A 23,080-nucleotide genomic window follows, 5' to 3' on the forward strand; every position below is an offset into this window, starting at 1 on the left:
AAAAGACCTCTTTCACATCTTCCCGGCAAGGAGGGAATACATTTTTCCAGTTTTTCACTTCATCAATTGTTCACGAAAAATCTAGAAATTGGCAATCTTAGATTGATTATATCCTTTTACAACAAATTTTTCAATATTTTAGTAATATTTAGATGATATTGAAAAATAAAAACAGATTTATCATTAACTTTCCATTATCTGTTGTTTTTTAGCTGGATTAATGTATTAAATTTACTTTTTATAGAATTTTAAGGAATTTATTTTTTCTCACAACCCTTTTTTGAGGCACAAAAAAATAGCTTTCAAACAGCATATGCCATTTGAAAGCCATTTTTCAGTCACAATATTTTAAACTCATTTCCATTTTGCCACAGCAGGACAGTTCCATCCTCCAGACAGGCGGCAGCATAAACACCGTTTCCATATAACCCTGTCAAAGGTGCGGACAGCGTGACCTCGCTTACCTGTCCATCCCTTGTGATCCGCAGCAAACGTCCATCGGCATCCTCCATCAGCATCACGGAGGAGGCGCACGCCACAGTACGAACCCCGAAGCCAGGATACACCCCGCCATTATTGGTGGACTGCCAATCTCCTGCCCGGTAAGGTATTCCATACAGGCTGCCGTCGGAACCAATCCATGCTGCCTGTCCTCTGCCCAGAGGGGTGAACTCCACTACATCGCTGCCCAGCAGCTGCCATTGTCCGCTTTGGCCGGAGACATACAGCTTCCCCTGGCTGGTGAGGATGTAGCAGCTTTCGCCATCGCTCTCCAGAGCAATCACCGGCGGGAACTGCTCCAGTTTGGTGAAATTCTGTCCCACGGCACCGCCGGACTGCCACAAGCTTCCGTCTGTGCGCAGTACCAGCAGCCGTCCCGGGGTTCCAGCCGCCGCGGCTATATCCCCTGTATCCATCAGACAGGTCCAGCCGCTCTGAGGCAGGGCGGTACCATAAGAAAGCCCCATCTGTCCCCAGCGGTTTTCTCCCGCCGCCCACAGATTGCCGGTGCGGTCCACCACATAGCTGGTTTGACCGCCGCTGCTGACCCGCAGGGCCTCACCGGGAAAATCCGCGGGCAGAAAGTCCTCCTGGGTCATCTCCTTTTCTCCCAGCCAATGATCTGTCCCCAACTGGCCCAAAACATTGGAACCCCGGCTGAGCAGCTGTCCATCCTGAATCAGCAGAGCCTGATTTTCACCGCCGCAGTAAGGCCAGGGCCGCTGAAAATACAGCTCCAGTACCTGCTGCAGCAGCTCATAATACTGATCCTCATCGGTCTGGGTGATCAGCTGTTGGATCAGCTGGACCGCCTGGCTCTCCCTGCCGCTTTCCACATAAATGTTGACCAGTTCCTCCGACAGTTCCCGGTCCGGCCGGTCCTCATCCATCGCCTCCACCAGCACCTGACTGGCCATCTCATATTCACCATTCCCCGCATAGGCCTGAGCCAGACCGATCTGAGCGTCCTTATTGCAGGGGTCCATGGCAATGGCATTGGAAAACTCCAGGATGGCTCCTGAAAAATTCAGTTCCGACAGGTACTGCCGTCCCAGCGTAAGGCAGGAGGCGGCGGTGGCGGTGGAAAACAGGGTGTTCCATATCCCGTAAGCGGCTACTGTCAGTATCACCAGCAGCAGCGGCAATAACAACGGCCCCTTATTAGCTTTGAGCGTTTCCATCCGTCACCCCTCCTTTCTGCAGCTGTTCCATGATCTTCATCTGCTCTCCGGTGCAGTCCAGCAGAAAGCTTCCCTGGGCCACCACCGAATGGCTCTGATCCAGATAAGCGCTGTCCCCCGACAGCAGCCGCACCGTGCCATATCCCTCCAGAGCCCCTGTTTCTCCCAGCTCCACCGGTCCTTCCACAGCCCCCTCCTGTGCCAAGGGAGTTTCCGGCTGGAAGAACAGCAAGCCTTCCACCGACAGGGACAAGGTGGCGGCGGCATCGGAAATATTTTCGGTATCCCGCACCCGAGCGCTTCCCAGAACCACAGTACCATCGGGAAGAATCATCGTCTGGCTGCTGGTAAGCCACACATTGCCCAAATGGAAATCATGTATCTGAGACGTTTCTCCCGCGGCCACCAGATAGTCATAGGTAATTGCTTCTCCATCCGCTGTCTCCAATATGACTTTCTGCCAGCCCGGCTCCGAAAACGGTGTCCCCTGCACCCGCAGAACGCTGTCTGAAGCGCCTGTTTGCAGGGTCATGGTCTCACCACCCATGGTCACTCCCGTCACGAGGCTGAGATTTTCACCGGTGAGGGTAAAGGAAAGGGATGCGTTTTCCTGCTCTGCCAGCCGTTCCAGATTCTCCGCCCAGATAAAATTGGGGGAAACGCCTGTAACCGCAGGCAAAACCTCTTCTTCCACCGGCAAGGCATAGTCCACCCGGACGCTGCTCTTGCCATCTGAAACGGAAACAAAGAAATATCGTCCGCTGTCTGTCTCCGGATCAGGCGCGGTATACCGCAGCTGTACACTGTTGCCGATAACGCCTGCCAGACTGGCATAGACGCTTACCAGCTCGGTGGAGCTTTCGGCGCGGATATACTGACCGCCGGTGGCGTCGGCAATCTCCTGAAGCAGCTGGTCGTTGACGCTGCCGAAACCGATGGTGTGAATCACCACACCCTGCTGTACCGCCTGCTCCACCACCGACTGATCCAGTCCGCTCTGGCCATCGGTCATCAACAGCATGGTACCGCCTATTCCATGTTCTCCCAGGGCCTCCAGCCCCATACTGATGCCGGCGGAAATATTGGTCCCGCCCAAAGCACTCAGCTGCTGGGCCGCGTACAGCGCCGCCGCGTGGTCCCCGCTGGAGGGAGCCAAGATCTGAGCTGAGTCGGAAAAGCCCACCAGAGACAAAAAGGTGGTTTCATCCAGACTGCCGATAAAGCTCTCCAGGGCCGCCCGGAGATTGGCGATAGGAGTTCCTCCCATACTTCCGCTCTGGTCCACCACACAGCAAAGCTCCATCATGCCCTGGCTTTCAGGAAGCTTCGCCTCATACTGTACCGGCTGCCGGGTATCTTTGGCAATGACCTCTTCCTTGTCCAAGACCTGATGAATCACTTCCTCCCGGCCGGCCAGGGTCACTGTTACCTGGGGATACTCTGTCAAATCCACTTTAGCGGCGTACAGATCCCGGCCATAGGTCTTCTGCTGGCTGACGATATAATCGGAAAAATCCCGGGTAATACCGCTGGCGCTGATACCCGCCATATCCGGTGTACCGGCAGTGAGCACGGTGGAAACGGCATCCCGGAACTCCACCGAATCGGTGCCGATATCCGGCTGGCTGTCATACACCTGCTGCAAAATGTTCAGGGCGCTGCGCAGTCTGGAATCGGAGGTGAGCTTTGCCTCCACCGAGTCAGCGGCATCCAGCAGCCTTGTCACGGCATCCTCATAGTCCCGCATGGCGTAATAAAGCCTTGCCCGGACAATATCCGCCTCCAGGGAATGGATGTCGGCAATGGAATTGAAGGCCCGGTAAACAAAGAGAAAATCATACTCCTGTTCCAGCTCCTCCTGGCGCTGATACAGCTCCTTTTTCTCCTCTTCCAGTGCCTGCTGCCCTTCCGCCGGAGACAGGGAAAGCTGCTCCAGACGCAGACGCACCTCTTCCAGCTCCTTGGACAGCTTTTCTCTGGTCCCTGAGATGCTGCCGGGAACATTTCCCTCCTCATCGGCAAAAAGGGCTCCGTCTATCTCCTGACCCCGGTAGGCACACTCGGCAATCACCTCCGCCAACAGCAGGCGGTTTTCCGCTGACCCCCGCAGCTTCACCAGGGACACGCTGTTTGCCATTGCCTGGTACCAGTTTCCGCTGCCCATCGCCCCGTTGATGGAAATGCGCAGCTGTTCCTCTTCATTTTGGGAAGAAGCCGCCCCATCAGGGGACTGCTGCTGCCCGATCCACTGGCCGGTCTCCATCAGAAAGCGCTCCTGAAAGCGCTGCTCCGCTTTTTCCGACAGCTTCATCTGGTCACGGAGAATGGATATGGCCGTCAGACAGCTCTGGATATCGTTTCCCTGTACGGCCCTGATCTGCAGGGTCACATTTTTTTGCTGCTCATTTCCAGCCAACGATTCCAGGCTGTCGGCCTTCATCTGGGCAATGAGGCTGTTTCCCCGCATCTGTTCCAGCACCGCCCGGGCTCCCACGGACACAAAGGTATCCCGGCCTACCTTTTTCAGATAATAGTCCGCTTCCTCCAGCCGCTGCTGCTCCAAATAGCACAGGGCCAGATAGGTCCGCTGCCGGTCTTCCTCTTGCTGCTTCCAGTTCACCCAGCTGAAGGCTCCCCCGGCGCCGCTCCCCAGGACCCCCGCCGCAAGCAGTGAGGCCATCCAGCGGCGGGGGAGCTTTTTCCGCAGCAATATACCTGCCGCTGCCAATAAAAGACCGGCGGCGGCGATTATCAGCGAAACAATCATACTCCCCCTCCTATTCTGTAGCCGCATTTGATGCAGAACTTGCGCCCCGGCATCAGCTCCGCGCCGCAGGAGGGGCAGACCCCCGGCCGCTCCTCCGTTTTCGCAGCGGAAGTCTGTTCCTCACGGACCGTTTCTGCTGCGGCAGACCGCTCATCGCCATCATCCTTTGTGGAGGAGACCTGCTCCGGCATATTTTGTGGTTTTTCCTCCTGCATCTCTTCTGCCATCAATACTGTGGCGGAATCGGCGCTGCTCTTTTCCCCAGGGGCAAAAGCCTCCCCTTCCGCAGACTCCGGCTTGTCCGCAGATTCTTTTTCCACAAGCTGTTCCGAAGCCAGAAGCTCTGTCCCATCCGTCAGGGGGAGTTCCTGTTCCTCCATCAAAAGGGTATCCCCTCCCACGGAAGCCGGAGATGCGGCATCCAGCGTCTCCCGGGTCAGCAGCACCGTCTGGTCTGCCGGGACATTTTCCACTTTATTCTTTTCTGGTGTCTCCAGCAGCACAGTTTCTTCCGGGGCCGGAGCCTCAGGCTGAGAAGACAAGGCGGCATTCTCTCCTGAAGCCGCCTGAGAAGCCTCTTCCATCAGCACCGTTTCCGTCTGCTCCTGCAAAAGTACCGTTTGATCCTGAGGCGGGGACTGTTTTTCGGAACTGGACTCTTTCAAAAGTACCGTTTGGGGCTCCTCAGCCGCCGCTGGACCCATTCCCGCAGCGGGAGGAATTTTTTTCTTTTCCCCAGTGGAACCCGGCTTTTTGCTGCCTTTGGCTGGGGGAATCTTCTTTGCTGACACAGGAGCTGGATTTTTCTCCTGTTTTCCCGACGCCGGCGCCAGCTTCTGCTTTTTATCCCTTTTTCTCAGTCCCACTGCCGCCAACAGCAGCCATATCAGAAGCGCCGCCAAGGCGGTATACTGCCAGCTGACCGACAGCACCCGCCCCAGACCAGTGGAAAGCCGATAGGCCCCCAATCCCCGCAGCAGCAAAAAAGCTGTCACGGAGTAGGCCGTCAGCAGCGCCGCCAACACCAGCAGCGCCGCTCCTATTTTCTTCTTCATACTTCCCTCCTGGAGACTGGAACGCACCTCTTTCCCGTCTCCGCTTATCTGTCAAATCACTGGCTGGATTTCACACTGGCTCCGCAGTTGCCGCAGAATATCGCCCCTTCATCCAAAAGCTGACCGCACTCGGGACAAGTATGGGCAGGAGCAGGCTCCCCCTGGGAAGACTGCTGAGCTGCTGCCATGGGAGAACCACACTGGGGACAAAAACGATTGCCCCGGACCACTTCGGCCCCACATTGGGGACACAGCTCAATATTCTTCAGTTCCCGGATGGCGACCCGATCCCGCTCGATCTGGGCCTCCACTTCCTTGATCTGTCCCAGGATCTCATCCACTTTGGGGTCACCCACCGGCAGCAGCTCCGGCCGCTCCAGCAGATATCTCCCCAAAGCGGCGTGATTTTCCTTGATCCGCTGCTCCAGGCCGCCAATCTCCATATTCAAGCGGGTGACCTCCGCCATCTCCTTACTCTTGCTCACCGCGTTCTGCGCAAAGCGGCTGACACTGTCTTTCCATGCTGCCATTGTTTTTTCCTCCTTGTTATTTGTATGTTATCACTTCATCTTTATATGGACAGACCTACGGAGCAGCTCCGTCAGTCATATTCCCTTCGAACCGCTTCTTCGATCCCTTTTCGCTTGCGTCCCAGTGTCACAAGCAGTACCACACCCAGCAAAAGGCCCAGTACCACCAGACCAATGCCGCCCGCAAGAAGCAGCATCCCTTTGGTCAGCACCATTACGCACCGCCTCCTTCTTCCAGATCCCAGCCCAGCTGCTCCAGTTGGGCCACCATCTCTTCCAGACGGATCATTTCACTGTCCTGGACACCTGCTGCCTGATATAACCGGCGGGCCTCGCTCCAGCATTCAGCCATGCGGCTGTAGTCTCTCTGGTCTGTTTCCCGGCTTCCCTCCAGATCCCCATACAGCAGCGCCAGCCTCATGGGCACCCGGTAATCCCCGGGATAACGCTGCTCCATTTCCATCAGCAGCGCTTCCGCTTCCTCATACCGGTCCAGCACCTGGAGCACCACAGCTGTGTTCTGCTCCACAGTAAAGGTGACATAACCTTTCGCCAGCAATTCTTCCAACAGGGACAAAGCCTGCTGATACAGCTCCTGCCGCTGCTGGGGGTTCTCATTGGCCTTCCGCAGCAGCGCTTCCGAAAGCATCTGTGTCTGAACGCTGTTGGACGCCGCGCCCAGACGGTCCCGGGCCTCCTCCAAAACAGCAATCTCCTCATCGGTGCGTCCCAACTCCATGCAGCAGTTGGCCGCCTGGATATAGGCCCGGCCCATTACCGCCGGATCACCGGCGCCCTGGGCTGCCGCCATCAGCTGAGGCAGCGCCTGGTCGTATTCTCCATAGGCATATGCGATCTCCCCACGGGTCAGCGCCAGGTCCTCCTGCTTTGCGCCGATGCTCTCCATCACAGCCACTGTCTCCTCCGCCAGCTTCTGGTTGCCGGTGCGGGCATAACAGATGGCCAGTTCCCGCTGATACTCCGGCAGATCCGGCGTCAGCCACACCGCCAGCTGATAACTCTCCAGCGCCTGCTGATATTGTTCCAGGCGGTAAAAACAGTTCCCCTCCAAATAACGGATCTGTCCCTGAGCCGCCTCAAATTCCTCCTGGGTCATGGCGTCCGCCTTATGGAATTCCACTCCCTCCAACAAATCGATGGCCTGCTGATATTCCCCCTGCTGGTACAGCAGCGCCGCCAACTGGCTGTAGGCTTCGATACGGCTTTGATCCAGCGCCACCGCCTCCAGCAGCACCTGCTGGCTTTGGGCGTATTGCTGCTGCTGCCGCAGGGTGCTTCCCTGCTCCACCAATGCCAGGTAATTTCCACGGTTTTCCTCTTCCAAAGTCCGCAGGCCCAACAGAATTCCCAGCACTCCCAGCGACAGGCACAGACCGACACAAAGCCCGGCTATGCGGGTCTGACGCACCCAGCGGCGGTACCGGGCATCCAGGCGGCTGAGGTTGTTGAGGGCCCGCAGCATCTCTCCCGCCGAGGAGAAACGCTCTGACTGTTTGGGGGCCATTGCCCGTTCCAGCACCTGCCGGAAGGCATCCCCCAGCTGGATATCATAGTCGGTCAAAGGCGTCACCCCGGCGCACCACACCGCCGGATCATAACCGGTGAGCATATAATATCCCAGAGCTCCGATGGCATACAGATCGGTACGGGGCGTCACCTTGCCATAGCCCTGTGCCGCCCGCACCACAGGCAGCAGCGGGCTGCCGGCAGGAAACCTCTGAGGAGGCAGATTATACTGCTCGGGGGCGGCAAAGCCGGAGGAAGCGCCAATGGCTTCCTGTCCCTCCTCCCGGGCTTCCAGGGAAGCGTTGAAGTCAATGACACAGATATCCCCCTGAGGGGTGATCATGACATTTTCCGGCTTGAGATCGCTGTGGATAATGGGGGGACGGCGGGTGTGCATATATTCCGTCACCTCACACAGCTGCCGGACCCATTTCAGCGTCAGCTTCTGGTCCAGCGCGCCTTCCCGGCGGACATACTCCCGCAGAGTACAGCCCTCCACAAACTCCATAATGGTATAACAAAAGCCATCAGAGGCCAGCTTCAGGTCATAAATCCGGGGAAGATACTGGTGGCGCAGGGCCGTCATGATCCTGGCCTCGCCCCGCTGGTCCAATCTGCCCTGGAAACGTCCCTGAACCCGCTTGATGACCACATCCACATCCAGCCCCACTTTATGGGCCCGGAACAAATTGCTGAAACCTCCCTGCTGCCCCAGAGGGCGCACATCCACCAGGTCGTCTCCCAATACCTCTCGCGGTATCGCGGAAACACCATCCTCCAAAACTGTTGCCATAGCTCCGCCCTTTCCGCGGCTGCATAAAGCGTCTCCACAAAAGGGAAACATCTGCTCCGCCTTTTTCATATCAATGGTAATATTATACTGGGTTTTTCTTCCTGTTTCAATCAATTCTGTCGAAAAATGACTTTTTCCAAAGATGCAGACAGGTGTGTTTTTCTCTTCCAAAGGGCATCCGCCTTGAAACTGAGCGCTTTCAGTTTTGAAAAACTTTTTCATCAGGTTTTCAGCGGAATAAAAAAGCATGGCGCTGCCTTCCAGAACAAAAGGCAGCGCCATGAAATGATCTGCGCCATTTCAAAAAACAGAAAGGGGGGGATCTGCATTTTCAGCACTTCCCCCTGGTGGAGGGATATTTACGCCTGAGGCAGATGGGCCAAAATGTCCAGCACCAGTTTCTGAAGTTCCTGGCCCTTGGCCTGGCCGATTTCGATGACCTCTTCCTCTGTGAGAGGCTGGTCCAGAATGCCGGCGGCCATATTGGTAATCAGGGAAAAGGCCAGCACCTTCATCCCGCAGTGGGAGGCGGCAATAGCCTCCGGCACAGTGGACATTCCCACAGCATCCGCTCCCAATGTGCGGAAAGCCCGAATCTCGGCAGGGGTCTCAAAGCTGGGGCCGGTTGTGGCAAGATATACGCCCCGCCGCAGGGAAATGCCCAGCCGCTGCGCCGCTTCCAGTGCCAGCTTCCGCAAAGCCGGGGTATAGGTATAGCTCATATCGCAGAAACGGGGGCCCATTTCAGGAGCATTTTTGCCGATAAGGGGATTTCGGCCCATGAAATTGATGTGATCCTCCAGCAGCATCAGATCCCCAACCTTGAAATCCAGGTTGACACCGCCGGCGGCATTTGTGAGAATCAGGGTCTCCACACCCAGCAGCCGCATCACCTGCACCGGCAGCACCACCTCGGTGATATCATGTCCCTCATAGCAGTGCAGACGGCCCTGCATACACAGTACCGGTACACCCGACAGCCTGCCGCAGATAAAACGGCCCTTATGGCCGGGCGCGGTAGAACAGACAAAGCCGGGGATCTCCCCATAGGGAATGATTCTTCTGGGCTCCTCCAGCTTTTCTCCCAGATCTCCCAACCCAGAGCCTAAAATCAGCCCAACCTTTGGGGTCTCAGGCAGCAGGGGACGCATATAATCAGCAGCCTCACACATCTTCTGGTAATTCATCGTTTATTCCTCCTGTGTTTTTTGTCTGGATGGAATGCTCCAACATATTTTCCCCAAAAATGGGCAAGGGGTCCTCTTTTCCATAACAGACGCTGACAACATTATAATCTGGCACAGCCAGCTGCGTCAATCTTTCTCTCCCGCTGCGGTTTTCACTGATGGAGGTGATCGCCTCAAAATCAAATGAAAGGGCAAAATAAAAGACAGGGCTCTCTCTCTGAGATTCTCTCTTTTCAAGAAGAAAAACGCCCTTCGCCGCATTTTTATAGACACGGCGAAGGACGAAAAACATCCCATTAAACAGGAAATTCTTTTTTACCGCATAAAGCAGTCGGGCACATTCTTTTGCTGATAACCGCCATTATTCCTGGGGAATGGAATTGGCCAGCAAAGCCTCCATGTCCTCCCGGGTGACATCCACATGATACATCACTTTGTAATAATCAATAGCCACATCCACGATGTCAATGTCATAGAGATCAGGATACAGCAGGTTGGCCATCCAGTGCAGGCCGATAAAGCGGTTGACAGACGGAGGACGGTCCGCCCAGCTGTAAGGCAAATCGGGCATCTTGTAAACCCGGCCATTCTTTACCGCGTCAATGGTAGCCCAGTTGGGATCGCTGAGAATGGTCTCATAGGCGTTGGAGGTACCCTGTGTGATGATGATCTGAGGATTCCAGCTGAGAATCTGTTCCATGGAAACAGCAGACTGACCGAAACCGGACTTGGCGTCCACCTGAGCCACATTGATAGCACCGGCGGTATTGAAAACATAGGAACGGTTGGAGCTGGCGGGTTCGGTAGCCAGTCCGTCATCACCCTCGGCGTAATAGAGGGTCACCCGCTCCTCCTCAGGAACCTGGGCCGCTACAGCCTCAACCTTCTCCACGATATCGGAGGTGTAGGCAATGATCTCCTCCGCGTCCTCTTCCCGGTCGATGATCTTGCCCAGCAGGCGGTACGCCTCGGCATAATCCGCCATCTCACCACTGAAAAGCACCACAGGGATATCCAGCTGAGCCTGAAGGTCATCCGCCTCAGAAATATCGGTCTCGGTGATGGTGCTGGTGCCCATGCTGAGAATCACCTGTACATCGGCGTTCTTAATGGCTTCCAGATTCAGGGAGCCATTGCTGCCGGACATGGTACCATAGCTGGGCAGATCCCACACTTCTTCGGTAACGAATTTTTTCTGCTCCTCTGTAAAGGCGCTGCCGGTAGAGCTGGGGGCGGCGGTCATCTTATCGGGAGCCAGGGTATACAGCAGCATCAGCGCGGTGGAGCCGGTGGGATAGATCCGCTCCAGATTTTCCGGTGAGGGAATGGTGAGCGTACGTCCACCCATATCCACAATTTCCACAGTACCGTCAGAAGCTGCGGCCTCGCTGCTCTCCGGCGCCTGGGAGTCGGCAGCCTCACTTGCCGGTGTGGATGCCACGGATGATGCCGCGCTGGACGCGGCCTGGCCTGCGCAGCCGGTGAGTACCAGCAGCAGCACCAGTGTCAGTGCCAGCAGGGACTGAAACTTTCTTTTCATGAAAATCCTCCTCTTTTTTTCAGATCTTCCCTTTCCCTGTCAGACGGGACGGGAAAAGGACCTCCGGCAAAGATAACGGCCGGGGGACTATTCCACAGGCTGTTGCACCTGAGAATGACTGATATCCACATGGGCACAAGGTTTTGAAAGGTTATCTTTCCGTTCCCAGCCGGGGAACCGGAATGCAGATGGTGGCCTCCCGCTCCGCCTCCACAGAAACGGTGCGCACCTTGATTTCCATTCCATACAGCTGCTGCATGGTCGGTTCCGTGACCACCTGGGAGGCGTCCCCCATGGCAACGATCCGGCCGCCCCGCATGGCGATGATCCGGTCCGCGCAGTAAAGGGCATGGTCCGGGTTGTGGGTAACCATCAGCACCCCCATCCCCTCCCGGGCAAGGCAGCGCATCTGCTCCAGCACCAGATACTGGTTGCCAAAATCCAGACTGGCGGTGGGCTCGTCCATAATCAGCAGATCAGGCTGCTGGGTCAGGGCCCGGGCGATGAGCACCATCTGCCGCTGTCCTCCTGAAAGCTGGGTATAGCACCGGTCAGCATAGGCGGATATCCCCAGACGCTCCATAGCCTGCCGGGCAATTTCCTGGTCCTTTTTGGTGGGCTGGCACATCCGGCTCAAGTGAGGCGTCCTTCCCAGCAGCACCACGTCCCGCACGGTGAAGGGAAAGGGCGGAGTATGGGTCTGGGGAATATAAGCGATTTTTTTCGCCAGGCTCCGCTCATCCATATGGTGTACATCCTGGCCATAAAGGCGGATGCTTCCCTGCTGGGGCCTCAGAAACGCCAGCATGGTTTTGAGCAAAGTGGTTTTTCCGCAGCCATTGGCGCCCAGAATGCAGACATATTCTCCTTTGTGCAGATCAAAGGAAACTCCATTGAGCACCGGGCGGCTGCCATAGCTGAAATGCACTTCGGAGACCTCTATCATGGTTTGCTGTTCACTCATGGCCGTTCCCTCTCCCGCTGCCGTATCTGAAAATCAGGAAGAAAAACGGCACGCCGATAAAAGATGTCAAAATACCGATGGGCAGTTCCACCGTAAAAGCGGTACGGGCCACATCGTCCACCAAAAGCAGAAAGGTGGAGCCTAAAATGGCACAGGTGGGCAGCAGGCGCTTGAAATTGGGGCCCACCAGTGCCCGTCCGGCATGGGGGATCACCAGTCCCACCCAGCCTACCATGCCGCAAATGGAGACACAGGCGGCGGTGATGAGGGTGGAAGCAATGATCACCTGATGGCGCACCCGGGCGGTTTTGATTCCCATGCTCCGTGCTTCCTCCTCACCGAAAGAAAGGACATTCAGCTGCCAGCGGACTCCGAAAAGGATGAGAAAGCCCAGAGCAACCGGCACCAAAATGCTCCACAGCTTGGTTTTGTTAATGGTATTGAAGCTGCCCATCAGCCAGAATGTGATCTGGGGCAGCTTATCGTCAGCGTCAGCCAGCAGCTTGATGGCGGAGGTACCGGACTGAAAAAGGGTACTGACCATCATCCCCCCCAGCACCAGACCCAGAATGGCGTCCTGACTGAAACGGTTGGTAACAGTGGTGGCGATAAACACCGCCAGGATTCCCCCCAAAAAGCCCAGCAGCTGCACCTGGATATTGGGCAGACCCAGCAGCATGGCGATACAGGCGCCAAAGCCCGCCCCGGCAGAGGCTCCCAGAATATCAGGGGAAACCATGGGATTTTTAAACATCCCCTGATAGGCAGCACCGGAGACCGCCAGACCGCCTCCTACCAGCAAAGCTGCCAGCACTCTGGGCAACCGGATATTGAACAGCGTTGTTTCCATATTGGGGTTGATGATCTGGCTGGGATCAACAAAATGATAATACAGCGTATGTAAAAGGTCCGGCAGCGCAATGGGAAAGCTGCCGATGGTAAAGGAAAACAGAAACGCCCCCAGGGGCAGCAGCAACAGCAGCGGCCAACAATCCGCCAATTTTTGTCTCCAATTCACAGGGAATACCGCTCCTTTCCGGCATCAGCCGGGATTTACCTCTTTTTCCATGATGATCCATCTGCCGTTGTCCTGGGTATGCAGGAGCTGGTATGGAATATTGCTTTCTCTGAGGATCTGTTCCAGGGAAGCGTCTGTGATGGACCCGCTTTTTGCCATCACATCCTCAGGCCAGCCGGGACGGATCTGCTGCATCCGGGGCCGGATCTGCTCCACCAGCTGCAGGCTTCCCATGCCGCCGCCCACATAAGTGCGGCCTCCCGGCGCCAGGATCCGCCAGATTTCCTTCAATGCCTTGGGCAGGTCGGACCAGATATGATAAGATCCTCTGCTGACCACCAGATCGGCACAGCCATCCTCCAGCTGCGCCAAATGGTGTACATCCCCTTGCAAAAAACGGCACCGGTCAGTCAGTCCTCGCTGGTCAGCGTGTTTTTGGGCAAGATCCAGAGCCGCGTCATTGACATCTACAAAAATCCCTGTCAAGCGGCTTTGTTCCAGCAGCGCCATTCCAAGATGTCCGCCGCCGCAGCCGATATCTACCATGCATCCCTGGCGAATACCGGTCCGCTCCAGGATATCCTGGGCAATCACCGGATAAATGGGATAAAAAATATACTCCGCGATAAAATCAAAAGGGAATTTTTCCCCCGCAGACATATCACTGTATCCTTGTTTTTGTTCCTCCTGGCGCTCCATTGCGGAGCCTCCTTTCCTTCCTCCACTGTGGGAAGGTATTTTCACCCTCAAAATCCTCGTGCCGCAAAACTTCTTTCCTATTGGGCGCTTTCCCCTGGCGCTGTGTGTCGCTGAAACGCATGACTTTTCGCATGGAAAGCTTCTCTGTCCGCCCCGGATACAGCCAATGCTATGGGCTGCCTGAAAGAAGGTGGGCCCTCGTTATCTCTGGTAAAGTATAACGATTTTCCCATTGAATGTCAACCCTGTAACGAACCTTTTTCACCACTGTTCATCACTTTTTCCATCCTGCAGAAACACTTTCAGACCGCTGTAAAATCCATGGCCTGCGCCTGCCGGGGCGTGAAACCGGGGACCAAAGCTGCTTTCATCAAAAAACGGCTTCGTATCCAGGGGGTACCCAGTTCCCATAAAAGTGTGCCGCACTTTTGAGGGTACGCTCTTTTTCTCACAGCTGCCGTGAATGGGACGGCACAGCAAAGCTCCGGCCCGCTGGCTGAAAAACAGCGGGCCGGAGCCTCAAAACCTGAATATTTTTGACACCCTGTACCAATATCGGGACCGATTCCTATCCCCAATCAACTCAGTACGCCATCCAGGAAACGGATCAAGCCTTCCTCCACCTCATCCCGTAGCTCAGGCTCATTATGGATCTCATGACGATAACCGGAATAAGCCTTTACCGAAACAGGATTGCCGCTGCGGGCAAGGAGGTTGGCAACATGATAAAGCCCTTCGCCATAGTTGCCGCAAGGGTCCTGATCACCGGAAATCAAATAAACCGGCAGCCGGGAGGGAACCTTTTCCGCCCACTGGGGATTTTCGATAAAGTGATACAGCTGCACAAAGTCCCACACCAGCTCCAAAGTGGTATCAAAGGTGTTGAACATATCGCTTCCGTGGTCTGCCACTACCCGAGGATCATTGGCAATCCAGTCGGAAGGACCGTTGGGATTGGCGATGCGGTCTGTCATACCGCTGAACACCCTCCCAAACCACGGACCGGCGGGCTGATAGGGGTCCGCTTCATAAGCCGCCCGGAACTCCTCATTTTCATAGGCCTCCTCACAGCCCTTCCACTGGGAACAAAGACCGCAGAGCATCAGCGCTGTCAAATCCTCTCCATAGCAGGCTGCATAGGCCCGGGCCAGCATGGAGCCCCAGCTGTGGCCAAACATCAGATAAGGAAGCGCCGGATAGTCCGCTGCGGCAATATCATGGAGCTGTTTTTCGTCCTTCAGATAGGTCTCATAGCCGCCGGAATGGGGATCGCCCAAAGTCCCGCCATCATAGCCGGTTTTTCCATGCCCGATGTGATCATCGGCATACACCACAAAGCCCGCCGCCTGGAATTTGCCGATCATGTGGAGATAGCGCCGGGAATGTTCTCCATACCCATGAATCAGTTGGATGACGCCTCTGGGCTTCCCCAGGGGAGTGTAGGCCCAGGCTTTGACAGTATCCCGCCCGTTGGCGGATGGAAAGCTGATTTCTCTGATAGACATGGTCGCTCCTCCTTGTGTTGTGTTTTTTACTATGAACGAGGGGCAAAACGATTTTGTGCAGACAAGACCTCACCTGAAAGCGTTTTCCCCTCACTTTACCGGGAGCATGCCCCATCTTTGAAGGTTTCCGCAAACAGCGCGGAAAAATCACACTGGGGCGTTTTCATAAATCTGACACCCTGCACCTTGGTTTCTGGGGATATTGCCTGGCGAAAAGAAAGGGCCGGCGTTTACACTTTCATAAAAATCATCGCGGCCCTTTTCCACTAAGCGATCAGTTTGGAAAGGAAAAGCCCAAATGTTATATCCTGCAAAAGCCAGAAAAATCGCGGCAGCGGGAGGTTCTCCTTTTCTCCGTCCGGCTTTTTCCCGCTCCTGTGCCAGGATTTACTGATCCCCCATCCGGCGCAGCTTCTCCAGCACCGGACGCGCGTCCTCACTCTCCAAATACGCGAACGTGGTAGGCGGCACCAGGGGCCGAACGCCCTCCAGATCTCCCTGAGCCAGCAGTGCACGCACCCGGGAAGCACTGATGGGCTGGCCCTCCTGTTCCTTGCGGGGCAGCTCCACCACCTGGATCTCCGGCTCCAGCCTCTGCTTGAGGGTTTGGTTATAAATCGCCGTTACCGGGGATAGAGGTTCTGTACCAACATACCTCCGTGTCACACCCAGCGTGGGAGCGGTGTGGGCCTTAAAAATCTCGGCGTCAATGGCACAATGGGCATAGGCCAGCTGGGTCTCCTTGGTAAAATAGGAAGGGAAAGTCAGAGAGGATACTGCATACCTTCCTCCCGGGAGCACCACCACATTGGGCAGGTCTGCCGTCCCTTCCCTGATCAAGCGAATACGGTCCTCAAAGGGGAAGACCGAAACATCCTCCTGAACCGCCAGAATCACCACTTTGTCGCACTGGGAGGCCGCGGTCTCTACCAGATACCTGTGGCCCAGGGTGAAGGGATTGCAGTTCATCACCATTGCGGCAGTCAGAGGCGCCGGGGCGCCTGCGGCTTCCCTGATCTGAGCACAGTATTCCTCAATGCCGGGCCGCCCCCATTCCATCAGCGCCGCATAGGGCCGGGCAACAGCCACCTGACGGAAGCCCAGTCCCCGGAACATCACCGCCTTTTCCGGCTTGGTGAACAGGTGCAGGTTGGTTCTGCCCCTTTCCCGGGCCTTGCCGATCAAATGGGTGATCACCGTACCTGTCAGATCCTCTCCCTGATGCTCGGGGCTGACGGCCATCATCTGGATCATATCCTCCCACAGTGAGCCTGTGGCCACCAGCTCGTCATCCTCAAACACACCCACTGTATACTCCGCTTTATAGTTGGGCGTCAAACCGCACTGTCTCAGCAGCGGTTCCGCCTGATGCAGATCAATGGAATATTCTTCCCGCATGGATGCACCTCCTTGTCTTTGGCCGGAACCATCTTGCGGCTTCCGGCTTCTTATGATATGATAACATATCCTGCTTTTTCAGGCAATGAGAACCACTTTTTTTCTCCCGGAAACGGTGGGATTTCTTTCCGGGATTTTCACTGAAAAATCTATGGTCCCCCCAGGGGAAACGATTCTTTTCTTTTCCGTCAGCTGACTGAGGAAGGTAAAATTTTTCAAATCCTGCCGCTGATGATTGACGGCAAAACTCACATATTATATAATAGAAACTGCAATGTTCTCATAGGTTATGCACAGAAAAATGCCGTTTATTGGAAATTTTCTCCTTTAGCGGTTTTCCTTTTTTTCATAACCTGACGGCTTCAAGCTGTTCCAGGCTGGCAACCGCTGTGTCCGCTCCGGCTGACTCCATGGAAGCAGTTGATACAGGAGGTGTTTGTCCTTGACGCAAAAAGAACTGATTTACATCACCACTATCGCTGAGGAAGGGAATATTTCCAAAGCGGCGGAAAAGCTGTTCATCGCTCAGCCTTCTCTGAGCCGCTGTTTGTCCAACATTGAAAAATCCCTGGGCGTGGAACTGTTCAAGCGCACCTCCGATGGAATGAAGCCTACTCCCGCTGGGGAGTATTATATTGCCAGCGCCAAAATGATCCTGAAAACCTACAGTGACATGAAGGTACAGATTTCCCGGCTCAATGATATGAAAGCGGGAAAGCTGACCATCGGCACCACCACCTTTTTGGGCTCCTTCGCCCTGCCCGCAGTGCTCAAAACCTTCAGCACCCTTTACCCCAACATAGAAGTGAGCATTGTGGAAGACGTTTCCGTGAACATTGAAAACGAGATTATCAAAGGAACGGTGGATCTGGCCATCCTCCATACGCCTCTTGTAACCGACGCGGTGGAATATCAGCGGCTGACCAGGGAGCGGTTTCTGCTGGCTGTACCGCCGGATGACCCGCTCAATGATCAGTACTACGTCAAAGACGACAGCCAGGAAAAATATCTGGATATCCGCCTGACTGCCAATCGCTCCTATATTCTCACCCATCCCACCCAGCGGACCCGGCAGGTATCCAACCGGATTTTGGCAGAAGCAGGAATCACTCCCAAGGTACGTTTTTCCACCAAAAGTATCCAGACCGCTACCCGGCTGGTGAGCGCGGATCTGGGGTTCACCCTGGTGCCTCACAGCTACTGCTCTCTGTTCAGCCAGGACTACAGCCCCAATTATTATTTTTTGGAGGAGCTGTATCATCCCTACTGGGAACTGGTGGTTTGCTATTCCCGTGAGCTGCCGTTGTCCAAAGCCGCTGAGGAGCTCATCCGCATCAGCACTGAAACCATGCCTTACCTCTACTATCATCAGGAACGGGGAAGGTAAAATTCGTACAAGCTTTGCTTTCAAGGGGACAGGAGGGAAATGCCTCTTGTCCCTGTTTTTATTGAAATTTGTGGAGGTAAATCGAGAATGAGCGGCACATTGAGTTTCAGAACTGCCCAGCGGAAGGATATTCCTTTAATCCTGCAATTCATCAAGGAATTGGCAGACTACGAAAAAATGCTTGATGAGGTTGTAGCTGATGAAGATACCCTGGAAACATGGATCTTTGACCGGCAGAAAGCCGAGGTGATCTTCCCGCTGGTGGATGGAAATGAAATTGGATTTGCTCTATTCTTCCATAATTTTTCCACCTTTCTTGGACGGGCCGGAATCTATCTGGAAGACTTATATATAAAGCCTGAATTCCGCGGCAGAGGCTACGGCAAAGCCATGCTGCAAAAACTCGCTTCCATCGCGGTGGAGCGGGGCTGCGGGCGATTGGAATGGTGGTGCCTTGATTGGAACAAACCCAGTATTGACTTCTATCTGTCTTTGGGCGCACAGCCAATGTCTGACTGGACAGTTTACCGTATCGCGGGAGACACCCTCACCCAGCTTGCGCAGGAATGCAATGATTGATTTCCCGTCTGGTCTGCCAAAGTGAAAAACACCACCAGCGCTGCCGGCTGAGGCATTCTTTTTTCTGGATGGTAAAACAGGGAAAGTGCCTGCTCTTTGCGGAAAATAAGCTGCTGTTTTTTCGCAGAATTTTTTTGCGGTGGGGCAGAGAAAAGAATTTTTTTTACAAAATCGGTTGACAGTCCCCTTAAAAAGTGCTTTAATATTGCTAAACCGATGAGGCGGAGATAAAACCAGAAAACGAACCTACAGAGAGCCGGCGCTGCTGAGAATCCGGCGGATGACGTTCTGGACAAATGGACCGCTGAGGGCGGGGAGGAACGGCGCAAGCCCAGTATATCCCGACGCAGGACCAGCGTTAGCGGGTCAGGAATGTGTTGGCATTCCCCAGAGTGGTCGCTGTCAAAGCGGCAATCAAGGTGGTACCGCAGGTGTAATTTCAAGCATCTGTCCTTGTTTACAGCAAGGGCAGGTGCTTTTTTATTTCTCCCGGCGCCGCCAAATCCTTCAGACCTTCTCCACTCCAACAGGTGGAAGCATATCAAACAAGATTGGAGAGGAAACACATGAAAAAGAAAAACAACCTGCTCAACAAGACCCTGGCCTTCCTGCTGTCCTGCGGAATGCTCCTGGCAATGGCCGGATGCGGCTCCTCCGCTTCCTCCAGCGCCTCCTCCACAGCTTCTTCCGCTTCGGCCTCCACCGCCCAAAGCAGCAGCCAATCCGCCGATGAGACCACCTCAGGAGAAAAGCTCCGCATCGGTCTGGTACAGCTGATGGACCACCCCTCCCTCAACGAAATCCGGGATTCCTTCATCGCCGGCATGGCCGAGCTGGGGTATGATGAGAGCAAGGTGGAATATGACCTGCAAAACGGCCAGAATGATCCTACCATCCTCAACTCCATCGCCCAGAAGTTTGTGGGGGACGATGTGGATTTGATCGTGGCCATCGCCACCCCTGCCGCTCAGTCCATGGCAGCGGCCACCAGCGATATTCCCATTCTCTTCTCCGCTATCACCGATCCGGTCTATGCCGGTCTGGTACAGTCCCTGGATGCTCCTGGCGGCAACATCACCGGCACCAGCGACGCTATCCCGGTGGAATCCATCTTCCAGCTGGCTGACGAGCTGACCCCCGGCATCCAAAGCTATGGTCTGCTCTACAACGCCGGTGAATCCAACTCCCAGTCGGTCATCGCTCAGGTAAAGGAGTATCTGGACAGCAAGTCCATCGCCTACACCGAGGCTACCGTCACCAACTCCAGCGAAGTGCAGCAGGCTGCCCTGAACCTGGTCACCCAGTGCGACGCTATCTTCTCCCCCATTGATAACACTGTCGCCTCCGCTATGCCCGCTCTGGCCACTGTGGCCATTGAAAACGGCAAGCCGGTCTATGTGGCCGCTGATTCCATGGTCAACGACGGCGGTTTGGCCACTGTTGGTATCAGCTACACCAACCTGGGCAAGGAAACCGCTGAAATGGCGGTGGAGATCCTGGAGGGCGGAGATCCCGCCACCATCCCGGTACGCACCCTTTCTGAGTTCAGCCGGGTCATCAATCCCGATACCGCCGCCGCCCTGGGCATTACCGTTACCGAATAATTTTCGGAGATATCCGCGGGAACAGCTCCTTGCCGGGCTGTTCCCCTTTGCACTCCTTTCACCGGATGCTCCTTTTTGGGGACTCTGAGAATTGACACTTTGCTCTTTTTCCCATCAAAACAACTTCTGGAGGTTGTGTACGTTATGAATATCATCCTCATCGGCGCGCTGGAACTGGGACTGATTTACAGCATCATGGCGCTGGGTCTGTTTGTATCCTATCGGATGCTGGATGTGGCCGATCTGACTGTGGACGGAAGCTTCACCACCGGTGCCGCTGTCTGCGCTGTAGTCAGCCTTACCGGTCATCCTCTGGCAGGGCTTATGTTGTCCATCCCTGCGGGAATGGCCGCCGGTCTGGTCACCTCCCTGCTGCAGACCAAAATGAAAGTCCAGCCCATTCTGGCCGGTATCCTCACCCAAATGGCCCTCTATTCCATCAACCTGCGGATCATGGGCAATAAATCCAACCTCTCCCTGCTGGGAAAAGAGAGTGTCTTTACCCTGACTGAGGGATGGCTGCCCCAGTCCATGAGCCGGTTGGCAAAATTGCCGGTCATTGTTCTGATGGTGGCGGTTATCTGCCTGCTGCTGGCCTTTTTCCTCAAAACCAAAACCGGCCTGTCTCTTCGGGCAACCGGCGATAATGTGGAAATGGTCCGCTCCTCCTCCATTGATCCCCATTTTACCAACGCCCTGGGCCTGGCTATCGCCAACGGCCTGGTGGCCCTTTCCGGCGCTGTGCTGGCTCAGTACCAGCAATACTCCGACCTGAACATGGGCGTGGGCATGGTGGTCATTGCTCTGGCCTCCATTATTATCGGTGAGGTGATCGTCGGCCGCCGCAATATCCCTGTTCATATTCTGGCGGTGGTGGCCGGCTCCATTCTCTACCGGCTGTTTATCGCGCTGGCTCTCCGGGCGGCCTCTCCCAGCGATCTGAAGGCCATCTCGGCGGCGATCGTCGCTCTGGCCATCTCCTATCCCGCCATCAAGGAAATGATCGCTGTGGCCAAACTGAAACGAAAGGGGCGTGTCACCCATGAATAAAATGCTGGAGCTGGAGGGGATCTCCAAAACCTTTTTCCCTGGTACCCCCAACGCCCACAAGGCGCTGGATCAGCTCTCCCTGACCCTGGAGCCGGGGGATTTTGTTACTGTTATCGGCTCCAACGGCGCCGGTAAATCCACCCTCTTTAACGTCATCAGCGGAATGTTTCTCCCGGACGAGGGACGCATCCGCCTGGATGGACGGGACATCACCTTTGAAAAGGAGCACAAGCGGGCCGCTGTCATCGGCCGCATCTTCCAGGACACCACCAAGGGTACCGCTCCGGGCATGACCATCGAGGAAAATTTGGCCCTGGCCTATCTCCGCAGTACCGGCAAACGCTCCCTGATGGGCATTACCGCCGCTGACAGGAAGCTGTTTCGGGAAAAGCTGGCTCAGCTGGATTTGGGATTGGAGGACCGCCTGACTGCCAAGGTGGGGCTGCTTTCCGGCGGACAGCGGCAAGCGGTGGCGCTGCTGATGAGCACGCTGGTGACCCCGAAGCTGCTGCTGCTGGATGAGCACACCGCCGCTCTGGACCCGGCCACCGCCGAAAAGGTACTGGATATTACCCGGCGCATTGTTCGGGAACAGAAAATCACCTGTATGATGATCACCCATAACATCAGTTCTGCCCTCACTTTGGGCAACAAAACCATCATGATGGACAGCGGGCGGATCGTTCTGGACCTTCAGGGAAAAGAGCGGCAGGAAATGACTGTTCCCCGCCTGCTGGAGCTGTTCAAGGAAAAGGTATCCAAGGACTTTGATAATGATCGCACGCTGCTGGGACAGGATTGAAGCCTCTCCCCACAACGGAATATGGGATGAAACGGATGGAAAGGAGCCTGTTTGACCATGAAAATCACATTTTTGAGCCATGCCTGTTTCCTGCTGGAGGATGGAAAGCACAGTCTGCTGATCGATCCTTATCTCACAGGCAATCCTTTGGCTGCGGCAAAACCGGAGGAGCTTTCCCCCGACTTCATCGCCGTTACCCATGCCCATGGCGATCACCTGGGTGACACCGCCGCCATCGCCAAGCGGTGCGGCTCCACCATATTCGCGGTGGCGGAACTGGCGCGGACACTGAGAGGAGAATGTCTCACCGTATCCGATGGCAACCTGGGAGGCAGTCAGCCCACTGCCTTTGGCCGGTTAAAATATGTTCCCGCCTGCCATGGCAGCGGCATTGCCGGCGGTCTGGCCTGCGGCCTGCTGGTGGAGATGGACGGCAAAAAAATTTACCATGCAGGAGATACCGCGCTGATCAGCGATATGGCGCTGCTGCGGGAGGAAAAAATCGACCTGGCGCTGCTGCCTATCGGGGATTATTACACTATGGGGCCTGAGGATGCCCTGCGGGCAGCTGAGATGATCCGTCCCGGGATGACCATCCCCATGCATTACGACACCTTCCCTGTTATCCGGCAGGACCCGGAAGCTTTCCGTGCCGCGGCCCAAAAGCGGGGGCTGCCTGTGCGGGTGATGGCCCCAGGGGAAAGCTTTGTCCTTTGAACCATCATTCCTGACTATCTGCGGAATATCAGAACAACTATTGGTCCTCAGTCTGTTTCAGGCTGGGGACCTTGGTATACTCAAAAGAGTTTGACACATTCCCCCAAGGTATCCCGCTCCCCCATGGACACGTCCCATGGCTATGATGAAGCCAGCGGTTATACTTCCGTTTTCCCGCCTCTTTGGGCTGGTCGTGGCATAAAAAATCAGACACACTCAAAGTAATCCGGTCCTCTCTGGATATACCGCCGGCTTCTTGAAACATTTTTACAAGTC

20 protein-coding genes are annotated in these 23,080 nt (G+C 55.4%); 6 read left to right on the plus strand and 14 right to left on the minus strand.

Annotated elements, in window-relative coordinates:
- Nucleotides 1-338: 338 nt before the first annotated feature.
- The 14 genes from BQ5383_RS19435 to citC form a co-directional block, all read right to left on the minus strand.
- Nucleotides 339-1,682, minus strand: a complete 1,344-nt coding sequence (locus tag BQ5383_RS19435; protein WP_071434815.1) for a tetratricopeptide repeat protein — start codon at nucleotides 1,680-1,682, stop codon at nucleotides 339-341.
- Nucleotides 1,663-4,449, minus strand: coding sequence for a vWA domain-containing protein (locus tag BQ5383_RS19440; protein ID WP_071434817.1), 2,787 nt, complete (start codon nucleotides 4,447-4,449; stop codon nucleotides 1,663-1,665). Before BQ5383_RS19440 ends, BQ5383_RS19435 begins: the two co-directional genes overlap by 20 nt.
- Nucleotides 4,446-5,504, minus strand: coding sequence for a zinc ribbon domain-containing protein (locus BQ5383_RS19445; RefSeq protein ID WP_071434819.1), 1,059 nt, complete (start codon nucleotides 5,502-5,504; stop codon nucleotides 4,446-4,448). The genes BQ5383_RS19440 and BQ5383_RS19445 overlap by 4 nt, the downstream gene beginning before the upstream one ends.
- A gap of 56 nt (nucleotides 5,505-5,560) precedes the next feature.
- Complete coding sequence (locus BQ5383_RS19450; protein ID WP_071434821.1) at nucleotides 5,561-6,034, minus strand: zinc ribbon domain-containing protein; 474 nt, start codon at nucleotides 6,032-6,034, stop codon at nucleotides 5,561-5,563.
- A gap of 71 nt (nucleotides 6,035-6,105) precedes the next feature.
- A complete protein-coding gene (locus BQ5383_RS21285; RefSeq protein WP_172724668.1) occupies nucleotides 6,106-6,249 on the minus strand; it encodes a hypothetical protein in 144 nt (47 codons plus the stop codon).
- On the minus strand, nucleotides 6,249-8,525 hold the full coding sequence (locus BQ5383_RS19455; protein WP_172724669.1) for a protein kinase domain-containing protein: 2,277 nt from the start codon (nucleotides 8,523-8,525) through the stop codon (nucleotides 6,249-6,251). Before BQ5383_RS19455 ends, BQ5383_RS21285 begins: the two co-directional genes overlap by 1 nt.
- Before the next feature lie 188 nt (nucleotides 8,526-8,713).
- Entirely contained in the window at nucleotides 8,714-9,541 is an 828-nt protein-coding gene (locus BQ5383_RS19460; RefSeq protein WP_071434826.1) for a purine-nucleoside phosphorylase, read from the minus strand.
- Nucleotides 9,519-9,671 carry a hypothetical protein gene (locus BQ5383_RS21290; RefSeq protein ID WP_172724670.1) on the minus strand — a complete coding sequence of 51 codons (153 nt, stop codon included), beginning with the start codon at nucleotides 9,669-9,671 and terminating at the stop codon, nucleotides 9,519-9,521. The genes BQ5383_RS19460 and BQ5383_RS21290 overlap by 23 nt, the downstream gene beginning before the upstream one ends.
- Nucleotides 9,672-9,902: 231 nt before the next feature.
- The gene (locus BQ5383_RS19470) at nucleotides 9,903-11,081 is read right to left on the minus strand and encodes an ABC transporter substrate-binding protein (RefSeq protein WP_071434830.1); all 1,179 of its coding nucleotides are present in this window, start codon (nucleotides 11,079-11,081) and stop codon (nucleotides 9,903-9,905) included.
- Between the two features lie 151 nt (nucleotides 11,082-11,232).
- On the minus strand, nucleotides 11,233-12,045 hold the full coding sequence (locus BQ5383_RS19475; protein WP_235822025.1) for an ABC transporter ATP-binding protein: 813 nt from the start codon (nucleotides 12,043-12,045) through the stop codon (nucleotides 11,233-11,235).
- On the minus strand, nucleotides 12,038-13,063 hold the full coding sequence (locus tag BQ5383_RS19480; RefSeq protein WP_071434832.1) for a FecCD family ABC transporter permease: 1,026 nt from the start codon (nucleotides 13,061-13,063) through the stop codon (nucleotides 12,038-12,040). Before BQ5383_RS19480 ends, BQ5383_RS19475 begins: the two co-directional genes overlap by 8 nt.
- A 24-nt stretch (nucleotides 13,064-13,087) precedes the next feature.
- Nucleotides 13,088-13,762 (minus strand): class I SAM-dependent methyltransferase, encoded by a 675-nt coding sequence (locus BQ5383_RS19485; protein WP_083390087.1) that lies wholly within the window; start codon nucleotides 13,760-13,762, stop codon nucleotides 13,088-13,090.
- Between the two features lie 578 nt (nucleotides 13,763-14,340).
- Complete coding sequence (locus BQ5383_RS19495; RefSeq protein ID WP_071434836.1) at nucleotides 14,341-15,267, minus strand: alpha/beta fold hydrolase; 927 nt, start codon at nucleotides 15,265-15,267, stop codon at nucleotides 14,341-14,343.
- Nucleotides 15,268-15,654: 387 nt separating this feature from the next.
- Nucleotides 15,655-16,665, minus strand: coding sequence for a [citrate (pro-3S)-lyase] ligase (citC, locus tag BQ5383_RS19500; RefSeq protein WP_071434838.1), 1,011 nt, complete (start codon nucleotides 16,663-16,665; stop codon nucleotides 15,655-15,657).
- A 442-nt stretch (nucleotides 16,666-17,107) separates the two neighbouring features.
- On the opposite strand from citC, the gene BQ5383_RS19505 reads away from it, so the two are divergent.
- The 6 genes from BQ5383_RS19505 (at nucleotide 17,108) to BQ5383_RS19535 (ending at nucleotide 22,804) form a co-directional block, all read left to right on the plus strand.
- Complete coding sequence (locus tag BQ5383_RS19505; protein ID WP_071434840.1) at nucleotides 17,108-18,052, plus strand: LysR family transcriptional regulator; 945 nt, start codon at nucleotides 17,108-17,110, stop codon at nucleotides 18,050-18,052.
- Between the two features lie 87 nt (nucleotides 18,053-18,139).
- Nucleotides 18,140-18,631 (plus strand): GNAT family N-acetyltransferase, encoded by a 492-nt coding sequence (locus tag BQ5383_RS19510; RefSeq protein ID WP_071434842.1) that lies wholly within the window; start codon nucleotides 18,140-18,142, stop codon nucleotides 18,629-18,631.
- 566 nt (nucleotides 18,632-19,197) lie between these two features.
- A complete protein-coding gene (locus BQ5383_RS19520) occupies nucleotides 19,198-20,235 on the plus strand; it encodes an ABC transporter substrate-binding protein (protein WP_071434846.1) in 1,038 nt (345 codons plus the stop codon).
- Nucleotides 20,236-20,379: 144 nt separating this feature from the next.
- Complete coding sequence (locus BQ5383_RS19525; protein ID WP_071434848.1) at nucleotides 20,380-21,285, plus strand: ABC transporter permease; 906 nt, start codon at nucleotides 20,380-20,382, stop codon at nucleotides 21,283-21,285.
- Nucleotide 21,286: 1 nt separating this feature from the next.
- On the plus strand, nucleotides 21,287-22,087 hold the full coding sequence (locus BQ5383_RS19530) for an ABC transporter ATP-binding protein (RefSeq protein WP_071435298.1): 801 nt from the start codon (nucleotides 21,287-21,289) through the stop codon (nucleotides 22,085-22,087).
- A 57-nt stretch (nucleotides 22,088-22,144) separates the two neighbouring features.
- Complete coding sequence (locus BQ5383_RS19535; RefSeq protein WP_071434850.1) at nucleotides 22,145-22,804, plus strand: metal-dependent hydrolase; 660 nt, start codon at nucleotides 22,145-22,147, stop codon at nucleotides 22,802-22,804.
- The last annotated feature ends 276 nt before the right edge of the window (nucleotides 22,805-23,080 follow it).

Source organism: Angelakisella massiliensis, assembly GCF_900104675.1.
Taxonomy (GTDB): domain Bacteria; phylum Bacillota; class Clostridia; order Oscillospirales; family Ruminococcaceae; genus Angelakisella; species Angelakisella massiliensis.

Excerpts from the sequence above, each read along its gene's own strand:
- BQ5383_RS19460 (WP_071434826.1), bottom strand. The coding sequence starts at position 9,541 with ATGAATTACCAGAAGATGTGTGAGGCTGCTGATTATATGCGTCCCCTG.
- BQ5383_RS19495 (WP_071434836.1), bottom strand. The coding sequence starts at position 15,267 with ATGTCTATCAGAGAAATCAGCTTTCCATCCGCCAACGGGCGGGATACT.
- BQ5383_RS19485 (WP_083390087.1), bottom strand. The coding sequence starts at position 13,762 with ATGGAGCGCCAGGAGGAACAAAAACAAGGATACAGTGATATGTCTGCG.
- BQ5383_RS19435 (WP_071434815.1), bottom strand. The coding sequence starts at position 1,682 with ATGGAAACGCTCAAAGCTAATAAGGGGCCGTTGTTATTGCCGCTGCTG.
- BQ5383_RS19475 (WP_235822025.1), bottom strand. The coding sequence starts at position 12,045 with ATGAGTGAACAGCAAACCATGATAGAGGTCTCCGAAGTGCATTTCAGC.
- BQ5383_RS19440 (WP_071434817.1), bottom strand. The coding sequence starts at position 4,449 with ATGATTGTTTCGCTGATAATCGCCGCCGCCGGTCTTTTATTGGCAGCG.
- BQ5383_RS19530 (WP_071435298.1), top strand. The coding sequence starts at position 21,287 with ATGCTGGAGCTGGAGGGGATCTCCAAAACCTTTTTCCCTGGTACCCCC.
- BQ5383_RS19450 (WP_071434821.1), bottom strand. The coding sequence starts at position 6,034 with ATGGCAGCATGGAAAGACAGTGTCAGCCGCTTTGCGCAGAACGCGGTG.
- BQ5383_RS19445 (WP_071434819.1), bottom strand. The coding sequence starts at position 5,504 with ATGAAGAAGAAAATAGGAGCGGCGCTGCTGGTGTTGGCGGCGCTGCTG.
- BQ5383_RS19525 (WP_071434848.1), top strand. The coding sequence starts at position 20,380 with ATGAATATCATCCTCATCGGCGCGCTGGAACTGGGACTGATTTACAGC.
- BQ5383_RS19535 (WP_071434850.1), top strand. The coding sequence starts at position 22,145 with ATGAAAATCACATTTTTGAGCCATGCCTGTTTCCTGCTGGAGGATGGA.
- BQ5383_RS19520 (WP_071434846.1), top strand. The coding sequence starts at position 19,198 with ATGAAAAAGAAAAACAACCTGCTCAACAAGACCCTGGCCTTCCTGCTG.
- BQ5383_RS21285 (WP_172724668.1), bottom strand. The coding sequence starts at position 6,249 with ATGGTGCTGACCAAAGGGATGCTGCTTCTTGCGGGCGGCATTGGTCTG.
- BQ5383_RS19510 (WP_071434842.1), top strand. The coding sequence starts at position 18,140 with ATGAGCGGCACATTGAGTTTCAGAACTGCCCAGCGGAAGGATATTCCT.
- citC (WP_071434838.1), bottom strand. The coding sequence starts at position 16,665 with ATGCGGGAAGAATATTCCATTGATCTGCATCAGGCGGAACCGCTGCTG.
- BQ5383_RS19470 (WP_071434830.1), bottom strand. The coding sequence starts at position 11,081 with ATGAAAAGAAAGTTTCAGTCCCTGCTGGCACTGACACTGGTGCTGCTG.